The 18,700-nt window shown below is 60.9% G+C and carries 17 protein-coding genes; 7 read left to right on the top strand and 10 right to left on the bottom strand.

The genetic code is table 11. The features are described from left to right. Nucleotides 1-151: 151 nt before the first annotated feature. Nucleotides 152-346 carry a DUF6316 family protein gene (locus M0814_RS09420; RefSeq protein ID WP_003226944.1) on the top strand — a complete coding sequence of 65 codons (195 nt, stop codon included), beginning with the start codon at nt 152-154 and terminating at the stop codon, nt 344-346. A 119-nt stretch (nt 347-465) separates the two neighbouring features. Here M0814_RS09420 and M0814_RS09415 read toward each other — a convergent pair whose 3' ends face one another. Then, nucleotides 466-1,650, bottom strand: a complete 1,185-nt coding sequence (locus M0814_RS09415) for a thiolase family protein (RefSeq protein ID WP_045122578.1) — start codon at nt 1,648-1,650, stop codon at nt 466-468. A 103-nt stretch (nt 1,651-1,753) separates the two neighbouring features. Then, on the bottom strand, nt 1,754-3,268 hold the full coding sequence (gene pap / locus M0814_RS09410; protein ID WP_103484704.1) for a polyphosphate:AMP phosphotransferase: 1,515 nt from the start codon (nt 3,266-3,268) through the stop codon (nt 1,754-1,756). Between the two features lie 357 nt (nt 3,269-3,625). Here pap and mnmC point away from each other — a divergent pair, with 357 nt between their 5' ends. The 5 genes from mnmC (at nt 3,626) to M0814_RS09385 (ending at nt 11,022) form a co-directional block, all read left to right on the top strand. Continuing rightward, nucleotides 3,626-5,605: a bifunctional tRNA (5-methylaminomethyl-2-thiouridine)(34)-methyltransferase MnmD/FAD-dependent 5-carboxymethylaminomethyl-2-thiouridine(34) oxidoreductase MnmC gene (mnmC, locus tag M0814_RS09405; protein ID WP_103484705.1), complete on the top strand. Its 1,980-nt coding sequence runs from the start codon at nt 3,626-3,628 to the stop codon at nt 5,603-5,605. 149 nt (nt 5,606-5,754) lie between these two features. Then, nucleotides 5,755-7,527 carry an N-acetylglutaminylglutamine amidotransferase gene (locus M0814_RS09400; protein ID WP_047598738.1) on the top strand — a complete coding sequence of 591 codons (1,773 nt, stop codon included), beginning with the start codon at nt 5,755-5,757 and terminating at the stop codon, nt 7,525-7,527. Between the two features lie 3 nt (nt 7,528-7,530). Further along, complete coding sequence (ngg, locus tag M0814_RS09395) at nt 7,531-9,279, top strand: N-acetylglutaminylglutamine synthetase (RefSeq protein WP_103484706.1); 1,749 nt, start codon at nt 7,531-7,533, stop codon at nt 9,277-9,279. Between the two features lie 160 nt (nt 9,280-9,439). After that, a complete protein-coding gene (locus M0814_RS09390) occupies nt 9,440-10,630 on the top strand; it encodes an osmoprotectant NAGGN system M42 family peptidase (RefSeq protein WP_003226953.1) in 1,191 nt (396 codons plus the stop codon). Nucleotides 10,631-10,794: 164 nt separating this feature from the next. Beyond that, entirely contained in the window at nt 10,795-11,022 is a 228-nt protein-coding gene (locus M0814_RS09385) for a YheU family protein (protein ID WP_003192759.1), read from the top strand. 5 nt (nt 11,023-11,027) lie between these two features. Here the strand turns inward: M0814_RS09385 and csrA are convergent, their stop codons facing one another. The 3 genes from csrA to M0814_RS09370 form a co-directional block, all read right to left on the bottom strand. Next, nucleotides 11,028-11,213 carry a carbon storage regulator CsrA gene (gene csrA, locus M0814_RS09380; RefSeq protein WP_003226955.1) on the bottom strand — a complete coding sequence of 62 codons (186 nt, stop codon included), beginning with the start codon at nt 11,211-11,213 and terminating at the stop codon, nt 11,028-11,030. A 146-nt stretch (nt 11,214-11,359) separates the two neighbouring features. Further along, nucleotides 11,360-11,692, bottom strand: a complete 333-nt coding sequence (locus M0814_RS09375) for a YnfA family protein (RefSeq protein ID WP_003226957.1) — start codon at nt 11,690-11,692, stop codon at nt 11,360-11,362. Nucleotides 11,693-11,755: 63 nt separating this feature from the next. Next, nucleotides 11,756-12,571: an SDR family oxidoreductase gene (locus M0814_RS09370; RefSeq protein ID WP_003226958.1), complete on the bottom strand. Its 816-nt coding sequence runs from the start codon at nt 12,569-12,571 to the stop codon at nt 11,756-11,758. Nucleotides 12,572-12,828: 257 nt separating this feature from the next. Here M0814_RS09370 and M0814_RS09365 point away from each other — a divergent pair, with 257 nt between their 5' ends. After that, complete coding sequence (locus M0814_RS09365) at nt 12,829-12,987, top strand: DUF3309 family protein (protein ID WP_169432680.1); 159 nt, start codon at nt 12,829-12,831, stop codon at nt 12,985-12,987. Between the two features lie 56 nt (nt 12,988-13,043). Here M0814_RS09365 and M0814_RS09360 read toward each other — a convergent pair whose 3' ends face one another. The 5 genes from M0814_RS09360 to M0814_RS09340 form a co-directional block, all read right to left on the bottom strand. Beyond that, entirely contained in the window at nt 13,044-15,137 is a 2,094-nt protein-coding gene (locus tag M0814_RS09360) for an LTA synthase family protein (protein WP_003226962.1), read from the bottom strand. 314 nt (nt 15,138-15,451) lie between these two features. After that, nucleotides 15,452-16,057 carry an START domain-containing protein gene (locus M0814_RS09355; protein WP_103484707.1) on the bottom strand — a complete coding sequence of 202 codons (606 nt, stop codon included), beginning with the start codon at nt 16,055-16,057 and terminating at the stop codon, nt 15,452-15,454. A gap of 41 nt (nt 16,058-16,098) precedes the next feature. Further along, nucleotides 16,099-16,353, bottom strand: coding sequence for a YkgJ family cysteine cluster protein (locus M0814_RS09350; RefSeq protein ID WP_103484708.1), 255 nt, complete (start codon nt 16,351-16,353; stop codon nt 16,099-16,101). Nucleotides 16,354-16,517: 164 nt separating this feature from the next. After that, nucleotides 16,518-17,009, bottom strand: coding sequence for a translation initiation factor 2 (locus M0814_RS09345; protein ID WP_103484709.1), 492 nt, complete (start codon nt 17,007-17,009; stop codon nt 16,518-16,520). Nucleotides 17,010-17,087: 78 nt separating this feature from the next. After that, nucleotides 17,088-18,527 carry a PLP-dependent aminotransferase family protein gene (locus M0814_RS09340; RefSeq protein ID WP_003226969.1) on the bottom strand — a complete coding sequence of 480 codons (1,440 nt, stop codon included), beginning with the start codon at nt 18,525-18,527 and terminating at the stop codon, nt 17,088-17,090. Nucleotides 18,528-18,700: the final 173 nt, after the last annotated feature.

Here is an 18,700-nt window from a genome sequence, read left to right as displayed (position 1 = left end):
ACAGGGACAGTTCGGGCCAGGCCGCTAATGAAACTGTGCAGGTCGCAGCATTAAATTGACGCATTGCCGTTGATCGGCTGGTGAGGCGCGCCAAGTGCTTCAGGCATAAGCTGATTGGATCCCTGCAACGGATCACTCAAGGAGCCGGATCATGTACGGAATGCGCGCCCAGGACAGCGCCCCCGCCACCCACTTTCGCAGCGAGCGGATGTGTCGGGTCAATGGAGAGCTGTTTTTCTGCACGCGGGAGAACACCCTTGAGGGGCCGTTCGACAGCGCCGAGAAGGCTGAGCAGGAAATTCAGGCGTATATCGCGCGGATGCAGGGTGTGGACTCCAACCGATGAACCGAGTTGAAGCCTCCGCGAGCAAGCCCGCTCCCACATTTTGATCGGTGTACACCGTACCAATGTGGGAGCGGGCTTGCTCGCGAAGGCATCCTGACAGGCAATACAAATCTGCAGGGTCAGCGCACCGCCTCAAACAACCCCGTCGCCCCCATCCCGCCCCCCACGCACATGGTCACAATGCCGTAACGCAAATCACGCCGCTGCAACTCGCGCACCAGATGCCCGACCTGCCGCGACCCGGTCATGCCGAACGGGTGGCCGATGGAAATCGAGCCGCCATTGACGTTGTACTTGCCGTTATCGATCTCCAAACGATCGCGGGCATACAGGCATTGCGAAGCAAACGCCTCGTTCAGCTCCCACAGATCAATATCCGCCACTTGCAAGCCCTTGGCCTTGAGCAGTTTCGGCACCGAGAACACCGGGCCGATGCCCATTTCGTCCGGCTCGCAACCGGCCACGGTGAAGCCACGGAAAAACGCCTTCGGTTTGAGTCCCAGTTGCAGGGCTTTTTCCAGGCTCATCACCAGGGTCATCGACGCGCCGTCCGACAGTTGCGACGAGTTGCCGGCCGTCACCGAGCCGTCCTCGGCAAACACCGGTTTCAGCCCGGCGAGGCTTTCATAAGTGGTATCCGGGCGGTTGCAGTCGTCGCGATCGACAATGCCGTCGAGGATCTGTACATCGCCACTGTTCTTGTCCTCGACCCGATACTTGACCGCCATCGGCACGATTTCATCATCGAACAGCCCGGCCGCCTGCGCCTGGGCGGTGCGCAACTGACTTTGCAGTGCGTAGCGATCCTGTGCCTCGCGGCTGACGCCATAACGGCGCGCCACCACTTCGGCGGTCTGGCCCATCGTGTAGTAAATCCCCGGCACCTGCTGCTTGAGCAGCGGGTTGATCAGGTGATCGGTGTTGACGCTCTTGAGAGTCAGGCTGATCGACTCGACGCCACCGGCAACAATGATGTCGCTGCAACCGGAAGCGATCTGGTTGGCGGCAATCGCGATCGCCTGCAACCCCGAGGAGCAAAAGCGATTAAGGGTCATGCCGGCAACACCAGTGCCCAGACGCGACAACACCGCGACGTTGCGCCCGATGTTATAGCCCTGCGCACCCTCGTTGGAGCCGGCACCGACGATGCAATCCTCGACGCTGGCCGGATCGACGTCATTGCGCGACAGCAGCGCGTTGACGCAATGGGCCGCCATGTCGTCGGGACGGGTCTGGTTGAACTTGCCGCGAAAGGACTTGGCCAGGCCGGTCCGCACGCTGTCGACGATCACCACTTCACGCATGGCATACCTCAATTGTTGTTGTCGCAGGAGAGTGAACCGAGCATAAGTCCACCCTGCCGCCGACCGCGACAATCATTCACCCCGCGTATGCGTGTCCATCGCTTCAGTCCTTGTGTTTTTTCGCGTGCTTGTCGGACTTCGCGAACGCCTCTTCGAGCGCCCGGTTGATCGTACGCAGCACCTTTACCCGGGCCCAGCGCTTGTCATTGGCCTCGACCAGCGTCCACGGCGAGATCTCGGTGCTGGTGCGGTCGACCATGTCGCCCACGGCGGCGCGGTAGGCATCCCACTTTTCGCGATTGCGCCAGTCGTCCTCGGTAATCTTGAAGCGCTTGAACGGGATCTCTTCGCGGGCCTGGAAACGCTCCATCTGCGTGTCCTTGTCGATGGCCAGCCAGAACTTGACCACGATCACCCCGGCGTCGGCGATCTGCTCTTCGAAGTCGTTGATCTCGCTGTAGGCCCGCAGCCAGTCGGCCTGACTGCAAAAGCCCTCGATCCGCTCGACCAGCACCCGGCCATACCAGGAACGGTCGAACACGGTGAATTTGCCCCGTGCCGGCAGGTGTCGCCAGAAGCGCCACAGATACGGCTGCGCGCGCTCCTCTTCGGTCGGCGCAGCAATCGGCACGATGTTGTACTGACGCGGATCGAGCGCCGCCGCCACCCGTCGGATCGCCCCGCCCTTGCCTGCCGCGTCGTTACCTTCGAACACCGCCACCAAAGCGTGCCGGCGCATGCGTTTGTCGCGCATCAGCCCCGACAGCCGCGCCTGCTCGGTGATCAATTGTTCTTCATAGTCTTTCTTTTCCAGACGCTGGGTCAGGTCAAGACTGTCGAGCAGGTTCAACTGATCGACAGCCGTGCTCAGCGGCGCGGCATTGACCTCATCGGCCTCTACTTGCGGACGCTTGAGGGCGTTCTGCAGACCTTCGAGCAGAATCTTGCCGACCGCGAGGCTGCGGTAATTGGCGTCCATCCCTTCGATGATGTGCCACGGTGCATAGTCGCGACTGGTACGGCGCAACACGCGCTCGCCGTATTTGACGACCTTGTCGTAAGTCTGCGATTGCTGCCAGTCCAGCGGGCTGATGCGCCAACTGTGCAGTGGATCATCGGCCAGCGCCTTGAGCCGCGCCTTCATCTGTTTCTTCGACAGGTGGAACCAGAACTTGAAGATCAGCGCGCCTTCATCGCAGAGCATTTTTTCCAGACGCTCGGCGGCGTTGATTGCCTGATCCAGACGTGGGTCCTTGAACAACCCATGCACACGGCCCTGGAGCATCTGGCTGTACCAGTTGCCGAAGAAAATCCCCATCCGGCCCTTGGCCGGCAGCATCCGCCAGTAACGCCACGCGGGTGGCCGCGCCAGTTCTTCATCGGTCTGCTGATCGAAGGTGCGCACCTCGATCAGGCGCGGGTCCATCCACTCGTTGAGCAACTTGACGGTCTCGCCCTTGCCGGCGCCCTCGATGCCGTTGATCAACACGATCACCGGAAAACGTTTCTGCTGCTGCAACTCGAACTGCGCTTCCAGCAGTGCTTCACGCAGCGCAGGCACCGCCGCGTCGTAAGTCTCTTTGTCGATGGCATGGCCGATTTCGGCGGATTCAAACATGGGGACGGCTCCTTCCAGGATTCAGCAAGACTAGCGGATTGGGCATGGGCGCGGCAGAGAAATTCCGCTCACCATGGCAAGTGGGATGAATGAACAAACTGTGGCGAGGGAGCTTGCTCCCGCTCGGCTGCGCAGCAGTCGCAAGACCTGCAACCACGGTCCTCCAGACAAATTGCGGTCGCAGGTTTCGGGGCTGCTTCGCAACCCAGCGGGAGCAAGCTCCCTCGCCACAAAGAAACCCGCCTTTCGTCTCAAATCGTCGATTGTCTTCGAGGCTGCACAGCCAGGCATTGCCATGGATCAAGCACCCGCCGCCCGATCAGCTAGAATGGCCGCCTTGTCGTTGCCGAGCCTGCCATGAAACCTGTATTGCCCCACGCCCAACTCGACTGGGATGACCACGGACGTCCGCGCTCGCGGGTGTTCGATGATGTGTATTTTTCCGACCAGTCGGGGCTGGATGAAACCCGTTACGTGTTCCTCGAACAGAACCGTCTGGCCGAGCGTTTTGCCGCGCTGCCGGCCGATGGGCGACTGGTGATCGGCGAAACCGGCTTCGGCACCGGGCTGAATTTTCTCTGCGCCTGGCAGTTGTTCGAGCAGCATGCGGTGGCCGGTGCGCGGCTGCATTTTGTCAGCGTCGAAAAGTACCCGCTGAGTCCGGCCGACCTGCAACGGGCACTGGCCTTGTGGCCGGATCTCAAGCCGCTGGCCAATCAGTTGCTGGCGCATTACGTGGCGATCCATCAGGGCTTTCAGCGGATCATTCTCGGCAATGGCCGGGTGACCCTGACGCTGCTGATCGGCGATGCGCTGGAGCAACTGCCGCAACTCGATGCGCAGATTGACGCGTGGTTTCTCGACGGTTTCGCCCCGGCGAAAAACCCCGACATGTGGACCGCCGAACTGTTCGCCGAACTGGCGCGACTGGCTGCGCCCGGCTCGACCATCAGCACCTTCACCAGCACCGGTTGGGTGCGACGCTTGCTCAACGCCGCCGGGTTCAAGATGAAACGCACCCCGGGCATCGGCCACAAGTGGGAGATCCTGCGCGGCGAGTTTCTTGGCTGGCCACAGGACGTCGCGCCACCGCTGCCGGACAAGCCGTGGTTCGCCCCCCCCGCTCCGTTGAAGGGCGAGCGTCGGGCGCTGGTGATCGGCGCCGGGCTGGCTGGTTGTGCGAGCGCTGCCAGCCTCGCCGCACGCGGCTGGCAAGTCAGTCTGCTGGAGCGTCACGAGGCGGTGGCACAGGAGGCGTCGGGCAATCCGCAGGGCGTGCTCTATCTGAAATTGTCGGCCCACGGCACCGCGTTGTCGCAACTGATCGTCAGCGGCTTCGGCTACACCCGCCGCCTGCTGGAAACCCTGCAACGCGGCACGGACTGGGACGATTGCGGTGTGCTGCAACTGGCCTTCAATGCCAAGGAAGCCGAGCGTCAGGCGCAACTGGCCGCGGCGTTCCCGGAAGATCTGGTGCACTGGCTCGATCAGCCCCAGGCTGAAACTCAGGCTGGTATCGCCGTGGCCCATGGCGGGCTGTTCTACCCCGAAGGCGGCTGGGTGCATCCGCCGGCGCTGTGCCAGGCACAAGCCGCGCTAGCGAACATCGAACTGCTCAAGCATCACGACGTGCTGGAACTGCGCAAGGTCGATGATCAATGGCAAGCCTTCGACGGCGACCGCCTGCTCGCCAGCGCCCCGGTCGTGGTATTGGCCGGTGCTGCGGAAATAAAACGCTTTGCGCAAAGTGCCGAGCTGCCGCTCAAACGCATCCGCGGGCAGATCACGCGCCTGCCGCAAACTGCCGAGAGTCAGGCGCTGCGCACCGTGGTCTGCGCCGAAGGTTATGTCGCGCCGGCTCGCTTGGGCGAACACACACTCGGCGCGAGTTTCGACTTCAACAGTGACGACTTGACCCCGACCACCGCCGAACACCTCGGCAATCTGGCGATGCTCGAAGAGATTTCCAGCGATCTGGTGGCGCGCCTGCACATCGATGAACTGCCCCCGGAAACACTGGAGGGACGCGCCGCGTTCCGCTGCACCAGCCCCGACTACCTGCCGATCGTCGGTCCGTTAGCCGACCGCGCAGCTTTCGCTCAGGCCTATGCCGCGTTGAGCAAGGATGCACGACAAGTGCCGGACATTGCCTGCCCGTGGCTCGATGGCCTGTACGTCAACAGCGGCCACGGTTCACGCGGGCTGATCACCGCGCCGCTGTCTGGCGAACTGCTCGCGGCGTGGCTGGACAACGAGCCGCTGCCACTGCCCAGAAGCGTCGCCGAAGCCTGCCACCCCAACCGTTTCGCCTTGCGCACGTTGATTCGCGGCAAATGAAAAATCGCGACTGGCCGCTGGTCAGTCGCCCCCTCTTATAACTCATCGTTCTAAAACTCCCACATCTGCAGCGGGTCAGTTTCTGAGTAGCGGCCATTTTGGCCAGACTTGAATCACCCCTCCCCAACGGAAAAACCGGTAAGGACTTTATGTGCGGACTAGCTGGCGAGTTACGTTTTGATCATCAACCTGCAGACCTTGCAGCGGTTGAGCGAATCACCCATCACCTGGCCCCTCGCGGCCCCGACGCGTGGGGCTTCCATGCCCAAGGGCCGATTGCCCTGGGCCATCGTCGCCTGAAAATCATGGACCTGTCGGACGGCTCGGCGCAGCCGATGATCGACAGCCAACTGGGCTTGTCCCTGGCCTTCAACGGCGCGATCTACAACTTCCCGGAACTGCGCGCCGAACTCGAAGCGCTCGGCTATGCGTTCTATTCCGGCGGTGACACCGAAGTGCTGCTCAAGGGCTACCACGCCTGGGGCGAAGCGCTGCTGCCGAAACTCAACGGCATGTTCGCGTTCGCCATCTGGGAGCGCGACGCCCAGCGCCTGTTCATCGCCCGTGACCGTCTCGGCGTGAAACCTTTGTACCTGTCGCGCACCGGCCAGCGTTTGCGCTTTGCCTCGGCCCTGCCGGCGCTGCTCAAGGGCGGCGACATCAACCCGATCCTCGATCCGGTGGCGCTCAATCACTACCTGAATTTCCATGCGGTAGTGCCGGCTCCACGCACCTTGCTTGCAGGCATCGAAAAGCTGCCGCCAGCGACCTGGATGCGCGTCGAAGCCGATGGCCGTACCGAGCAGAAAACCTGGTGGACCCTGCCCTACGGCCCACACGACGACGAGAAAAACCTGACGCTCGAAGACTGGCGCGACCGTGTGCTCGACAGCACCCGTGAAGCGGTAGCGATTCGGCAACGGGCGGCGGTGGATGTCGGTGTGCTGCTCTCCGGCGGTGTCGATTCGAGCATGCTCGTTGGCCTGCTGCGCGAAGTCGGCGTGGAGAACCTGTCGACCTTTTCCATCGGTTTCCAGGATGCCGGCGGCGAGCGTGGTGATGAATTCCAGTATTCCGATCTGATCGCCAAACACTACGGCACGCAGCACCATCAATTGCGCATCGACGAAAAAGAGATCATCGAGCAATTGCCCGCCGCGTTCCGCGCGATGAGCGAGCCGATGGTCAGCCACGACTGCATCGCCTTCTACCTGTTGTCCCGCGAAGTGGCCAAGCACTGCAAAGTGGTGCAGAGCGGCCAGGGCGCGGATGAGCTGTTCGCCGGTTATCACTGGTATCCGCAAGTCGACGGCGCAGCGGATCCGTATGCAGCCTATCGCGCGGCGTTTTTCGACCGCAGCTACGACGACTACGCGGCCACCGTACAGCCGAAATGGCTGACAGCGAATGACGCGGCCGGCGACTTCGTGAAGGAGCATTTCGCTCAACCCGGAGCTGATGCGGCAGTGGATAAAGCGCTGCGTCTGGACAGCACGGTGATGCTGGTGGATGACCCGGTCAAACGCGTCGACAACATGACCATGGCCTGGGGCCTGGAAGCGCGCACGCCGTTTCTCGACTATCGACTGGTTGAACTGTCAGCGCGGATTCCCGGCCAGTTCAAGCTGCCCGATGGCGGCAAACAGGTGCTCAAAGAAGCCGCGCGCCTGGTGATCCCGAGTGAAGTGATCGACCGCAAGAAAGGCTACTTCCCGGTGCCGGGCCTCAAGCACTTGCAAGGCGACACGCTGAACTGGGTGCGCGAACTGCTGCTGGATCCGAGCCAGGATCGCGGCCTGTTCAACCCGGCCATGCTCGACAAACTGCTGACTGATCCGCAAGGCCAACTGACGCCGTTGCGCGGCTCGAAACTGTGGCAACTGGCGGCCCTGAACCTGTGGCTCAGTGAACAAGGAATCTGATTGATGAAACCTCACGCCACAGCGATCAATCAGCGCCTGTTACGCGGTCAGACACCGTCGTATGAACGCTTGCAGGCGCGTCTGGCCGAGGACGGCAGCGAACTCGGCGCCGACCCCATTGCAGTGCATTGCGGCTGGGGCCGGCTGCTGATCGGCCACACTTTCCCTGACCCGGCGACGCTGGCGCAGGAACTACTCAACGAGCAGCCCGGCGAACGCGATATCGCCCTTTATGTCGCCGCACCGCAGCAGATTCTCGGTCTGGAACCGACGCAACTGTTTCTCGACCCGTCCGACACTCTGCGCCTGTGGTTCAGCGATTACCGCCAGGCCACCCGCGTGTTTCGCGGCTTCCGCATTCGCCGGGCACAGAGCGAAGCCGACTGGCAGGCGATCAATCTGCTGTATCAGGCACGCGGCATGCTGCCGATCGATGCCACGCGGCTGACTCCGCATCATCAGGGCGGCCCGGTGTACTGGCTCGCCGAAGACGAAGACAGCGGCGCGGTGATCGGCAGCGTCATGGGCCTCAATCACCAGAAAGCCTTCAACGATCCGGAACATGGCAGCAGCCTGTGGTGCCTGGCGGTGGATCCGCAGTGCTCGCGGCCCGGTGTCGGTGAAGTGCTGGTGCGGCATTTGATCGAGCACTTCATGAGTCGCGGCCTGAGTTATCTGGATCTGTCGGTGCTGCATGACAACCGTCAGGCGAAGAACCTCTACGCCAAACTCGGTTTTCGCAACCTCTCGACCTTCGCCATCAAACGCAAGAACGGCATCAACCAGACGCTGTTCCTCGGGCCCGGGCCGGAAGCCAACTTCAACCCTTATGCGCGGATCATCGTCGAAGAAGCGCATCGGCGCGGCATCGACGTGCAGGTGGATGATGCCGAAGCCGGGCTGTTCACCCTCAGCCACGGTGGGCGCCGGGTGCGTTGCCGCGAATCGCTGAGCGACCTGACCAGCGCAATCAGCATGAGCCTGTGCCAGGACAAGAGCCTGACCCACAAGGTGTTGAAGGCCGCCGGGCTGAAGCTGCCTTCTCAGCAACTGGCGGGCAACGCCGACGACAACCTGGCGTTTCTCGATGAACATCAGCGCGTCGTGGTCAAGCCGCTCGACGGCGAACAGGGCCAGGGTGTGGCGGTCGATCTGCAGAGCATCGAAGAGGTGCAGCAGGCCATCGAAGCCGCTAAACATTTTGACAGCCGTGTGCTGCTCGAAAGCTTCCACGAAGGTCTCGACCTGCGGATTCTGGTGATCGGTTTTGAAGTGGTGGCCGCAGCGATTCGCCGTCCCGCGGAAGTGGTCGGTGACGGCCATCATTCGATCGGTGCGTTGATCGAGGCCCAGAGCCGCCGTCGGCAAGCCGCCACCAGTGGCGAGAGCAAGATTCCGCTGGATCATGAAACCCAGCGCACCCTGCACGCGGCCGGTTATGACTACAGCAGCATCCTGCCGGCGGGCGAACATCTGTTCGTGCGCCGCACCGCCAATCTGCACACCGGTGGCACGCTGGAAGACGTTACGGCGATTCTGCATCCGACCCTGGTCGATGCCGCCGTCCGTGCGGCGCGGGCGCTGGACATTCCGATGGTCGGCCTCGACCTGATGGTGCCGGCGGCGGACCAACCGGAGTACGTGTTTATCGAAGCCAACGAACGCGCGGGGCTGGCCAATCATGAGCCGCAGCCGACGGCGGAGCGCTTTGTCGATTTGTTGTTTCCGCACAGTCAGCCGGCTGTTTCTTGATTCCGAGGCGTCTGGACTGACGCCTTCGCGAGCAAGCCCGCTCCCACAGGTTGAACGCATTCCAAATGTGGGAGCGGGCTTGCTCGCGAAGGGGCCGCAACAGACACCCTAAATCACCCCTCATCGAAACCATCGATGCGCCTACTCATCAGGAGTTTCCATGACCACTCAAATCCCTGAACCGGATCTCAACTACCTGCAAAAAGTCCTGCTGGAAATGCTCGCCATTCCCAGCCCCACCGGGTTCACCGACACCATCGTGCGCTACGTCGCCGAGCGTCTGGAAGAACTCGGCATCCCTTTCGAGATGACCCGTCGCGGCACGATCCGCGCCACGCTCAAGGGCAAGAAAAACAGCCCCGACCGCGCTGTCTCCGCGCACCTCGATACCATCGGCGCCGCCGTGCGTGCGGTGAAAGACAACGGGCGGCTGACCCTGGCCCCGGTCGGTTGCTGGTCGAGCCGGTTTGCCGAGGGCAGCCGGGTCAGCCTGTTCACCGACAACGGCGTGATTCGTGGCAGCGTGCTGCCGCTGATGGCGTCCGGGCACGCGTTCAACACCGCGGTGGACGAGATGCCGATCAGTTGGGATCACGTCGAACTGCGTCTGGATGCCTACTGCGCGACCAAGGCCGATTGCGAATCGCTGGGCATCAGCGTCGGCGACGTGGTGGCGTTCGACCCGCTGCCGGAGTTCACCGAGAGCGGCCACATCAGCGCCCGCCACCTCGATGACAAGGCTGGCGTTGCCGCGTTGCTGGCCTCGCTCAAGGCCATCGTCGACAGCGGCCAGGAGTTGATGATCGACTGTCACCCGCTGTTCACCATCACCGAGGAAACCGGAAGCGGCGCGGCGGCGGCCTTGCCGTGGGATGTCAGCGAATTCGTCGGCATCGATATTGCCCCGGTTGCGCCGGGCCAGCATTCCAGCGAACACGCGGTGAGCGTGGCGATGCAGGATTCCGGTGGCCCTTATGACTATCACCTGTCGCGGCATTTGCTGCGTCTGGCCAGCGAAAACGAACTGCCGGTAAGGCGCGACCTGTTCCGCTATTACTTCAGCGATGCGCATTCGGCGGTGACTGCCGGGCACGATATCCGCACCGCCCTGCTCGCCTTTGGCTGCGACGCGACCCATGGTTACGAGCGTACGCACATCGACAGTCTGGCGGCGCTCAGTCGTTTGCTTGGGGCGTACATTCTGAGTCCGCCGGTATTCGCCAGCGATGCGGCGCCGGCCAATGCTTCGCTGGATCGCTTCAGTCATCAGATCGAGCATGAGACGCAGATGGAGAGCGATACGCGGGTGCCGTCGGTGGACAGTCTGGTGGGGCAGCGCTCGGACAGCTGAATCCTTGTTGGCAGACCAAGCACCTTCGCGAGCAGGCTCGCTCCCACAGAGGGCACGCATTCCAAATGTGGGAGCGAGCCTGCTCGCGAATTGGCACGCCACGAAAACTGGCGGGGATAACGTAATCGCCGTAGCATCCCGCCATTGATTTAGCCGAGGTGCCCATGCTGATTCCCTACGACGCTCTTGAAGTCGACACCCTCACCCGCCTGATCGAGGATTTCGTCACTCGCGACGGTACCGACAACGGTGATGACACGCCATTGGAAACCCGTGTACTGCGCGTCCGCCAGGCACTGACCAAAGGCCAGGCGCTGATTGTTTTCGACCCGGAAAGCGAGCAATGCCAGTTGATGCTCAAGCACGATGTGCCCAAGCATCTGTTCGACTGAAAACCTCAGCGAGCCTTTTCGCTGATCTGTTTGCGCTGAATCCGCTCGTAAACTTCAGAGCGGTGCACATTGACCTTCTGCGGCGCCTCGACGCCGAAGCGCACGCTGGAACCGTTGACTGACAATACGCGCACGGAAATGTCGTCACCGATGGAAATCAACTCGCCCACAACACGGCTGAGTACAAGCATGGAGTTCGTCCTTCAGGGTTAGCCAGCCCTGAAGATGCGCGGCGGACGGGCACTCTACAATGGGTCGCGAGCAATTCAGTCTTGCCCTACACCTTGAGTCGCTGCGCCCTTCAGACGTTTCCTGCAAATGGCTAAACAGTCTCGCCTCAAGCGGCGGAAAATCGCGGCCCGAACAGAATCACACTGGCACCGATCACGCATAACGCCACGCCGATCCAGTCCGAACCCAGCGGGCGCACGCGCTCGACCACCGCCAGCCAGCCGATCGACGCGACGATGTAGATTCCGCCATACGCGGCATAGGCGCGCCCGGCGTAAGCCGCTTCGACTCGGGTCAACAACAGCGCGAACAGGGTCAGGCTGAGCAGTGCCGGGATCACCCACAAGGCACTTTTGCCCTGACGCAGCCACATGAAAAAGGCGAAACAACCGGCGATTTCAAACAGCGCCGCGAGGAAGAACCACAGGTAATTGAGCATTGATGCGTCTCGACAGGGTGACCAATGCGGCCACCCTAACGACGCGATACCCGCCGGGCAAGTTCAACCGTTGGTTTGTTTGGCCTTGGCGCGCATTTTATCGGCCATGGTGGTCATTTCGTTGTAGATCAGTTGCGGGTTCTTCTGCTTGATCGCCCAGGCCATGCGCCCTTGCTCGTGCGGCAGAATCATGAACTCGCCCGCGGATACTTGCTGATAGATATAGTCAGCGATGTCAGCAGCAGTGATCGGCGAACTTTCCAGCAACTTGCCGACCTGGGCTTTCATCGCCGGCGTCGGGCCACGGAACGAATCGAGCAAGTTGGTCTGAAAGAACGACGGGCAAACCACATGCACGCTGACTTCCTGCTGCGCCAGTTCGATCAGCAAACTTTCCGACAACGCCACCACACCGGCCTTGGCCACGTTGTAGTTGCTCATCGCCGGGCCTTGCATCAAGGCCGCCATCGAGGCGATGTTGATGATCTTGCCTTTGCTCTGTTCCAGCAGCGGCAGGAACGCCTTGCAGCCCTTGACCACGCCCATCAGGTTGATCGCGATCTGCCAGTCCCAATCCTCCAGCGACAGCTCGCTGAAAAATCCGCCTGACGCCACACCAGCATTGTTGACGATGACATCGATGCCTCCCAGCTTCACTTCACAGGCTTGGGCAAACGCGGTGAGCTGGCTGTAATCACGCACATCGCAACGCTGGGTGAAACCGTCGCCACCAGCTTCACGCACCCGTTTCAGGGTTTCCAGCAGGCCGGGCTCGCTGACATCCGACAAAGCCAACTGCCAGCCTTCACGCGCCCAGCGCAGCGCGATTTCGCGACCCAAACCTGAACCCGCGCCAGTGATCATCATGCGATTTTGCATAGCCGACAGCCTTGTTGTTTCGTAGGAGATACCCGAGTGTAGCGAAGGAACCTGGGTATCCCACGCTCCATCAGAATGCTGAATACAGGATCAAAAGATCTTGCGCTTAAAGGAAATAAGTCTGCGGCCCAAATACATTAAAAAAACATTGAATTTTCTTTCATTCGCACCGGTCGGAATTTGTAAGCCGTCTGGAATTAGTTAGCCTCCAGTCGCCCTTGAACACCCAGTTTTCTCGAACACTTTTAACAAGGAAAATCGACATGGGCACAATTCTTATCATTATCCTGATCCTGTTGCTGATCGGTGGTCTGCCGGTCTTCCCGCACTCCAGAAGTTGGGGTTATGGTCCTTCGGGCATTATCGGCGTGGTGCTGGTGGTGCTGCTGGTCTTGCTGTTACTTGGCAGGATATAAAACCCCAAGACAAAAAAAGAGGCCCTCAGGGGCCTCTTTTTCATGCAGCGGTTTTATCAGTCAGGCTTGCCGTTGACGACACCGGCAGTGTTGTCCATCAGGCTCTTGGTCGCTGTTTGCAGGAACGCTTCAAGCTTGAGCTTCAGTTCGGCGGTACGCGGTGCGTCCGGAATGATCTCGGCAGAAGGGTTCGCGCCCAGTTGGTACTGGTAGATCTTCGGCGCCATTTCCTTCTCTTTCGGCAGCACCAGGATCTGGTCGGCGGTGACGATGGCCGTGGTCTGCTCGCTGCCCGACGGTTTGATCACACCGAAACCGGTGTCGCCGGCCGGCAGGTTCAGCAGGTCACGGCCCCAGCACTGATGACGCACTTCGCCACCCAGACGGCCCATGATGGTCGGCACGATGTCGATCTGGGTGCCCACGGTGTGGTCGCGGGTGCCGAACTTCTCCTGGATGCCCGGTGCAATCATCAGCATCGGCACGTTGAAGCGGCCCAGGTCCATTTCGGTGATCTGGCGCTCGTTGCCGAAACCGTGGTCGCCGACGATCACGAACAGGGTTTCCTTGAAGTACGGCTCTTTACGCGCCTTCTCGAAGAACTGACCCAGTGCCCAGTCGGCGTAACGCATGGCGGTCAGGTGTTCGTTGAGGCTGCCACGATCGGTCACGCGCTCCACCGGCAATGGCGTCGGCAAGGCGTACGGCGTGTGGTTGGACAGGGTTTGCAGCAGCGCATAGAACGGCTTGCCGTTTTCCCGTGCCTTCAGCTCCACCAGACCACGGTCGAACATGTCCTGGTCGGACACGCCCCAGGTCGGATCGGAGAACACCGGATTGACGAAGTCGTTACGGCCAACGAAGTTGGTCATGCCTTGGTTGCTGAAGAAGCCCGACTGGTTGTCCCAGGCGAAGTCGCCGTTATAGACATACACGTCGTCATACTTGCGCGCGCTGAGCAACTGCGGCAGGCCGGACAGCTTGTGGCTGCCTTCCGGGGTCTGCATCAGGTATTCGAAGCCCGGCAGGTTCGGGAAGCACGCCATCGTGGCGAACATGCCCTGGTGGGTGTGGGTGCCGTTGGAGAAGAAACGGTCAAACAGCAGGCCTTCCTTCGACAGTTTGTCGAGGTACGGCGTGATGTTGCCCGGTGCGCCCAGGGCGCCGACCGAGTGACCGGCCATGCTTTCCATCAGGATCACGACCACGTTCTTGATCGGCAGGGTCTTGTCGGCCGGTGGCGTGTAGTCACGACGCACGGCAGCGATGTCGGCATCGACCAGTTTGTCGTCCGGCATCACCAGCATCTCGCGCACCACTTTCTGCGCCTGTTCCTGCGGCAGTGTGGCTTTCCAGATGTTGTCGCGATCCTCGCCCATACGGTCCTTGGCAGCGGCGATCAGCGACAGCGTGCCGTTGAGACCCAACTGGTTGGCGAAGTTCGATTCGGTGGTGTAGACGTCACCCCAGCGCAGCGGCGGGCCCTGACGCAGGGTGCCACGGGCAGCGACGACGCAGATCAGCAGGCAGACCACGAATACCGCGAGACGCGTGTACCACGGCGCCACCTGACGGGTGCCGACGTTGCCGCCGCTGAACGGGCCACGTGGACGGGTCGCACGGTCGGCGCCCTTGAAGGCCAGGGTCAGGATCACGGTGCCGACGACCCACGCCAGCAGGTAGCGCACCACCGGGAAACCGTACCAGAGCATGCTCATCACGGTTTTCGGGTCTTCTTTCACGTACTGGAACACCAGGCCGTTGAGGCGCTGGTGGAACTCCCGGTAGAAGTCCATCTCCATCAGGCCGAGGAACAGCGCGATGCTCGAGGCGACGGTCAGCCACAGACGGAAAAAGCCGCGCGCGGCCATCGCCCGGGCACTGAACAGTGCCAGCACCAGCGGAACGCAGACATAGACCACCAGGCGCAGGTCGAAACGCAGGCCGTTGGCGAAAGCTTCGAGGAAGGTCGAAGCCGGGGTATCGAGGATCATCTCGCGGTTGTAGACCAGCAGCGCGAGGCGCAGCACGGAAAACATCACCATCATGACCAGGGCACACAGCAGTGTGTAGGCCAGATGCGATTTGACGGTCGGTTGCAGCAGGCGAGTGGAAGATCGCTGCTGATTCAGGGCGTCCGGGTTTGCCATGTCGTTTTAGGACCCATTGGAAGTTGAAGTTGCAAAATACGGCGGCGCCATGCCCTCTATTGGCCATTCCAGGCCCCGGGGCGTGCGCGGTGCGCAAATGTTGCACGATCAACGGCAGCATTGCCATTGATTACTGTCCCACCGCCGGACTCTTTCATTCAAGGCGCGGGGATACGGGGACAACTGCAGAGAGCGCGGGCGAATTGTCTGGAACGCTTTGTGAAAATTTCGTGCAGCGCATATCTGGAAACACAATATAACGACAAAACAAAACGCCCCGAATCAGTCGGGGCGTTTTGCTGTCAGCGCGCGAATTACTTCTCGGCGCGTTCTTTCAGGGCTTTCAGGGTGTTGAATGGCGCGTCGACCACAAACTTGTTGGCAATCATGCTCGGCACACTGCCGCCTGGCTCGGTGTGCACTTGATAGGTCACTTCGACCTGATCACCTTTGGGTACGAACTTCCAGAAGCCTTTGACCTGGGCGACGCGGACAAAGCCTTTCTCTTCGGGAATGTACTTCGGCACGCCTTCGAGGTTGCGGGTCAGGCTGCCATCGGCACCTTCAACGGTGGTGATGTGCAGCACGGAATCACGCGGCGTCACTGGCCACGGCGTATTGAACTGGGTGTAGGTCCAGCTCTGATCGCCCTCGTGCTTGAGCAGCTTCTGGGTTTTGCACTCGTGAATCCAGGCGCAGGCTCCGGCCACGTCTTCCTGCAAGGCACGCAGTTTGGCAACGGTGGTCTTCATCAGAGCAACACCCTGATAGGACTTGTAATCCGAACCCGGCACTTCGGCCAGCGAGACCTTGATCCCGTCCTGCTCCTTGGCGACTTTCCAGTCCTCAGCCTGAGCAACCGAAGTGGCCAGCACAGCCGTCAAACCACACAACACAGCGATACGATGCAGCGAACCCATAGTCTTATTCCTTATTGTTGAAGTTCCGTTCGTTTGACACATCACGCCGCCGTCATCTGCTCCCACGAGCCGATCAACTTGATCGCCTCTTCCCGGCTGCTGCCACAGACTTCGACATCGGCGGCAAATCCCGAGCAGACCGCCGGGCGTTCCGGCTGACCGAAAATGTTGCACAGGTTTTCGACCGAGAGTTGCACGCAACGTTCGCCGGCAGGTTTGCCATTGGGCATGCCTGGAATGGCAGAACTGATGGAGGGGGCAATACAGCAAGCGCCACAGCCTTCACGGCATTTCATGACGACGAGTCCTCGCGACGGGCAATGTGTTAAAGGGACGGCCACAGAGTAACCGCTAAAACGGTTGTTTCAAATTCCCTGAACCGGGGTTTTTACGCAGAAACGAAAGTGACTGACCAGTCTCCGACAAAGCGTCTGGTCTGCGGGTCACGGATCGATTTGATTTACTGCTTGAATTCGAAATCCAGCGCCGCGCCTTCGACTTCACGACGCTCTTCGTTGCGCAGTTGCAGCTGCATTTCGTTACTGAGCAGACGGCCGTTGAGCTGGAAACCGCTGTTCTTCTCGCCGAACATCTGCGGCAGGATAGCGTCGTGTTTAGGCAACGTGACGGTACCGGCCGGTTTGAGCTGCTGGACCATGTCCTTGGGCAGGCTCAGATCGAGCTTGGCCGGCGGCAATCGGGTTTTCGCCACCTCACTGGCCGGTTTCGACTTGGAAGCGATCGGAGGCCGCTTCTTCACCGGGGCGGCCTTCTTTTGCGGGGCTTTTTTAACTTGAGCTTTCTTATCCGCAACGGCTTTGTTGCTGGCCGTTTTGCTCGCCGGTGCTGACGCCGCAGGCTTTTCCTGAACGGCGGCTGCCATGACACCGGGCGCATGGCCCATCGTCAACACACCAAACAAAATCCAGGCAGCAGGCAAAATCGCTTTCATGAGCCCTACAACACTAACGGCAGAGGGCCATATGCTCGCCTGTTGAGCGTCACAAGACAAGCATGACGCGCCGCTCGTTCAGAAACCGCCGGCCGTTTCCTGACACAGTTGAGTCGCCAGCAGGCCGAGGGTCATCAGCGCCCTTTCCGCTTCGCGATTCCACGGCGTGCCGCAGTTCAGGCGGATGCAGTGGTTGAACTGCTCGGTATTACTGAAGATCAGCCCCGGTGCAATGCTGATGCCCTGCTGCAATGCACGCACGTGCAATTCCTGGGTATTGACCCTGCCCGGCAGGCTCACCCAGAGGATGAAACCGCCCGTGGGCCGGGTCATTTGCGTGCCTTCGGGGAAGTACTGCTGCACCGCCAGCTGGAACGCGCTGAGGTTTTTCCGGTATTCCTGGCGGATGTACCGTAAATGCCGGTCATAACCGCCATTTTCCAGATAAGCGGCAATCGCCATCTGCGTGACGCTGCACGCCGAATGCGTGGTGAACGTCTGCAGACGCTGGATCTCCTGCTGATACTTGCCGGCGATCATCCAGCCGACCCGCACGCCCGGCGACAAGGTCTTGGAAAAACTCGAGCAGTAGATCACCCGATCCAGTCGATCGTAGGCCTTGAGGGCTTTGGTGCGGCCCTGTTCGAACATCAATTCGCCATAGATGTCGTCTTCGACGATCTGGATATCGAAGTCCGAGGCCAGACGCAGCAGTTGCTTCTGCCGTTCTTCCGGCATGGTGCCGCCCAGTGGATTGCTCAGCCGGGTAGTCAGCACCAGCGCCTTGATCGACCATTGGTTGGCGGCCAGTTGCAAGGCTTCCAGGCTCATGCCGGTGGCCGGGTCGCTGGGAATCTCGATCACTTTCAGGCCCAGCAGGTCGGCCAGTTGCAGCAGGCCGTAATAGGTTGGCGACTCGGCGGCGATCAGATCACCCGGACGAGTCAAAACCCGCAGCGACATCTGCAGCGCATCGACGCAACCGTGGGTGATCACCACTTCCGACGGATCGACCACCACGCCAGCATCGCGCATGCGGATCGCCACTTGACGGCGCAGCGGTTCGAAACCGGGGCTGAACATGTAGCTGAAAGCGCGAGGGCTATGGAATCGGGTGACCTTGGCCAACTGCTGATGCAATGCGCGCACCGGCAGGTAATCGACACTCGGCACCGCCGCGCCCAACGGGAAAACCCCCTCGCGCCGCGATTCGACCAACACTTGCTGAATAATGCTGGCGCGGGTGACCAGGCCTGGGCGTTCGACCCGGGCGATATCCGGTGTCGGCGCCGTCAGGGCCGGGGTCTGGTGCACGTAGTAACCGGACTGCGGCCGTGCGCGGATCAGCCCCTGATCCTCAAGATTGGCGTAAGCCTGCAACACCGTTGCATGGCTGACATTGAGCTGCGAACTCATCTTGCGCACCGACGGCACGCGTTCGCCGGGCTGATAGACGCCGCGCCGGATATCTTCCGCCAGTTGTTGAGCAATACGTTGGTAGAGCAAGAGGTTGGTCATGACGCAGCACTCGATTTCACGGGCATTTTATTCTTGTGTGAAACAATACCGGAACAGTTTAGAAGTGTACTGGGACAGTTGCCACCATAGTCGACCGTACAGTGCAGTGTCAGCTACAACTGTACGGATTTGCGCGCTATTCGACAGACGTAAAAAAGCCCGGCGCTGCATGA

Origin of the sequence: Pseudomonas sp. MWU12-2020, assembly GCF_023100605.1 — a bacterium.
In the GTDB taxonomy this organism is placed as follows: Bacteria; Pseudomonadota; Gammaproteobacteria; order Pseudomonadales; family Pseudomonadaceae; genus Aquipseudomonas; species Aquipseudomonas fluorescens_H.
The sequence above is the reverse complement of the archived record's forward strand: the minus strand, read 5'-3'. Positions and strand labels throughout refer to the sequence as shown.

What these genes read in the sequence shown, in the direction of transcription:
- M0814_RS09420 (WP_003226944.1), top strand. Translation starts at nt 152, where the DNA reads ATGTACGGAATGCGCGCCCAGGACAGCGCCCCCGCCACCCACTTTCGC.
- M0814_RS09415 (WP_045122578.1), bottom strand. Translation starts at nt 1,650, where the DNA reads ATGCGTGAAGTGGTGATCGTCGACAGCGTGCGGACCGGCCTGGCCAAG.
- pap (WP_103484704.1), bottom strand. Translation starts at nt 3,268, where the DNA reads ATGTTTGAATCCGCCGAAATCGGCCATGCCATCGACAAAGAGACTTAC.
- mnmC (WP_103484705.1), top strand. Translation starts at nt 3,626, where the DNA reads ATGAAACCTGTATTGCCCCACGCCCAACTCGACTGGGATGACCACGGA.
- M0814_RS09400 (WP_047598738.1), top strand. Translation starts at nt 5,755, where the DNA reads ATGTGCGGACTAGCTGGCGAGTTACGTTTTGATCATCAACCTGCAGAC.
- ngg (WP_103484706.1), top strand. Translation starts at nt 7,531, where the DNA reads ATGAAACCTCACGCCACAGCGATCAATCAGCGCCTGTTACGCGGTCAG.
- M0814_RS09390 (WP_003226953.1), top strand. Translation starts at nt 9,440, where the DNA reads ATGACCACTCAAATCCCTGAACCGGATCTCAACTACCTGCAAAAAGTC.
- M0814_RS09385 (WP_003192759.1), top strand. Translation starts at nt 10,795, where the DNA reads ATGCTGATTCCCTACGACGCTCTTGAAGTCGACACCCTCACCCGCCTG.
- csrA (WP_003226955.1), bottom strand. Translation starts at nt 11,213, where the DNA reads ATGCTTGTACTCAGCCGTGTTGTGGGCGAGTTGATTTCCATCGGTGAC.
- M0814_RS09375 (WP_003226957.1), bottom strand. Translation starts at nt 11,692, where the DNA reads ATGCTCAATTACCTGTGGTTCTTCCTCGCGGCGCTGTTTGAAATCGCC.
- M0814_RS09370 (WP_003226958.1), bottom strand. Translation starts at nt 12,571, where the DNA reads ATGCAAAATCGCATGATGATCACTGGCGCGGGTTCAGGTTTGGGTCGC.
- M0814_RS09360 (WP_003226962.1), bottom strand. Translation starts at nt 15,137, where the DNA reads ATGGCAAACCCGGACGCCCTGAATCAGCAGCGATCTTCCACTCGCCTG.
- M0814_RS09355 (WP_103484707.1), bottom strand. Translation starts at nt 16,057, where the DNA reads ATGGGTTCGCTGCATCGTATCGCTGTGTTGTGTGGTTTGACGGCTGTG.
- M0814_RS09350 (WP_103484708.1), bottom strand. Translation starts at nt 16,353, where the DNA reads ATGAAATGCCGTGAAGGCTGTGGCGCTTGCTGTATTGCCCCCTCCATC.
- M0814_RS09345 (WP_103484709.1), bottom strand. Translation starts at nt 17,009, where the DNA reads ATGAAAGCGATTTTGCCTGCTGCCTGGATTTTGTTTGGTGTGTTGACG.
- M0814_RS09340 (WP_003226969.1), bottom strand. Translation starts at nt 18,527, where the DNA reads ATGACCAACCTCTTGCTCTACCAACGTATTGCTCAACAACTGGCGGAA.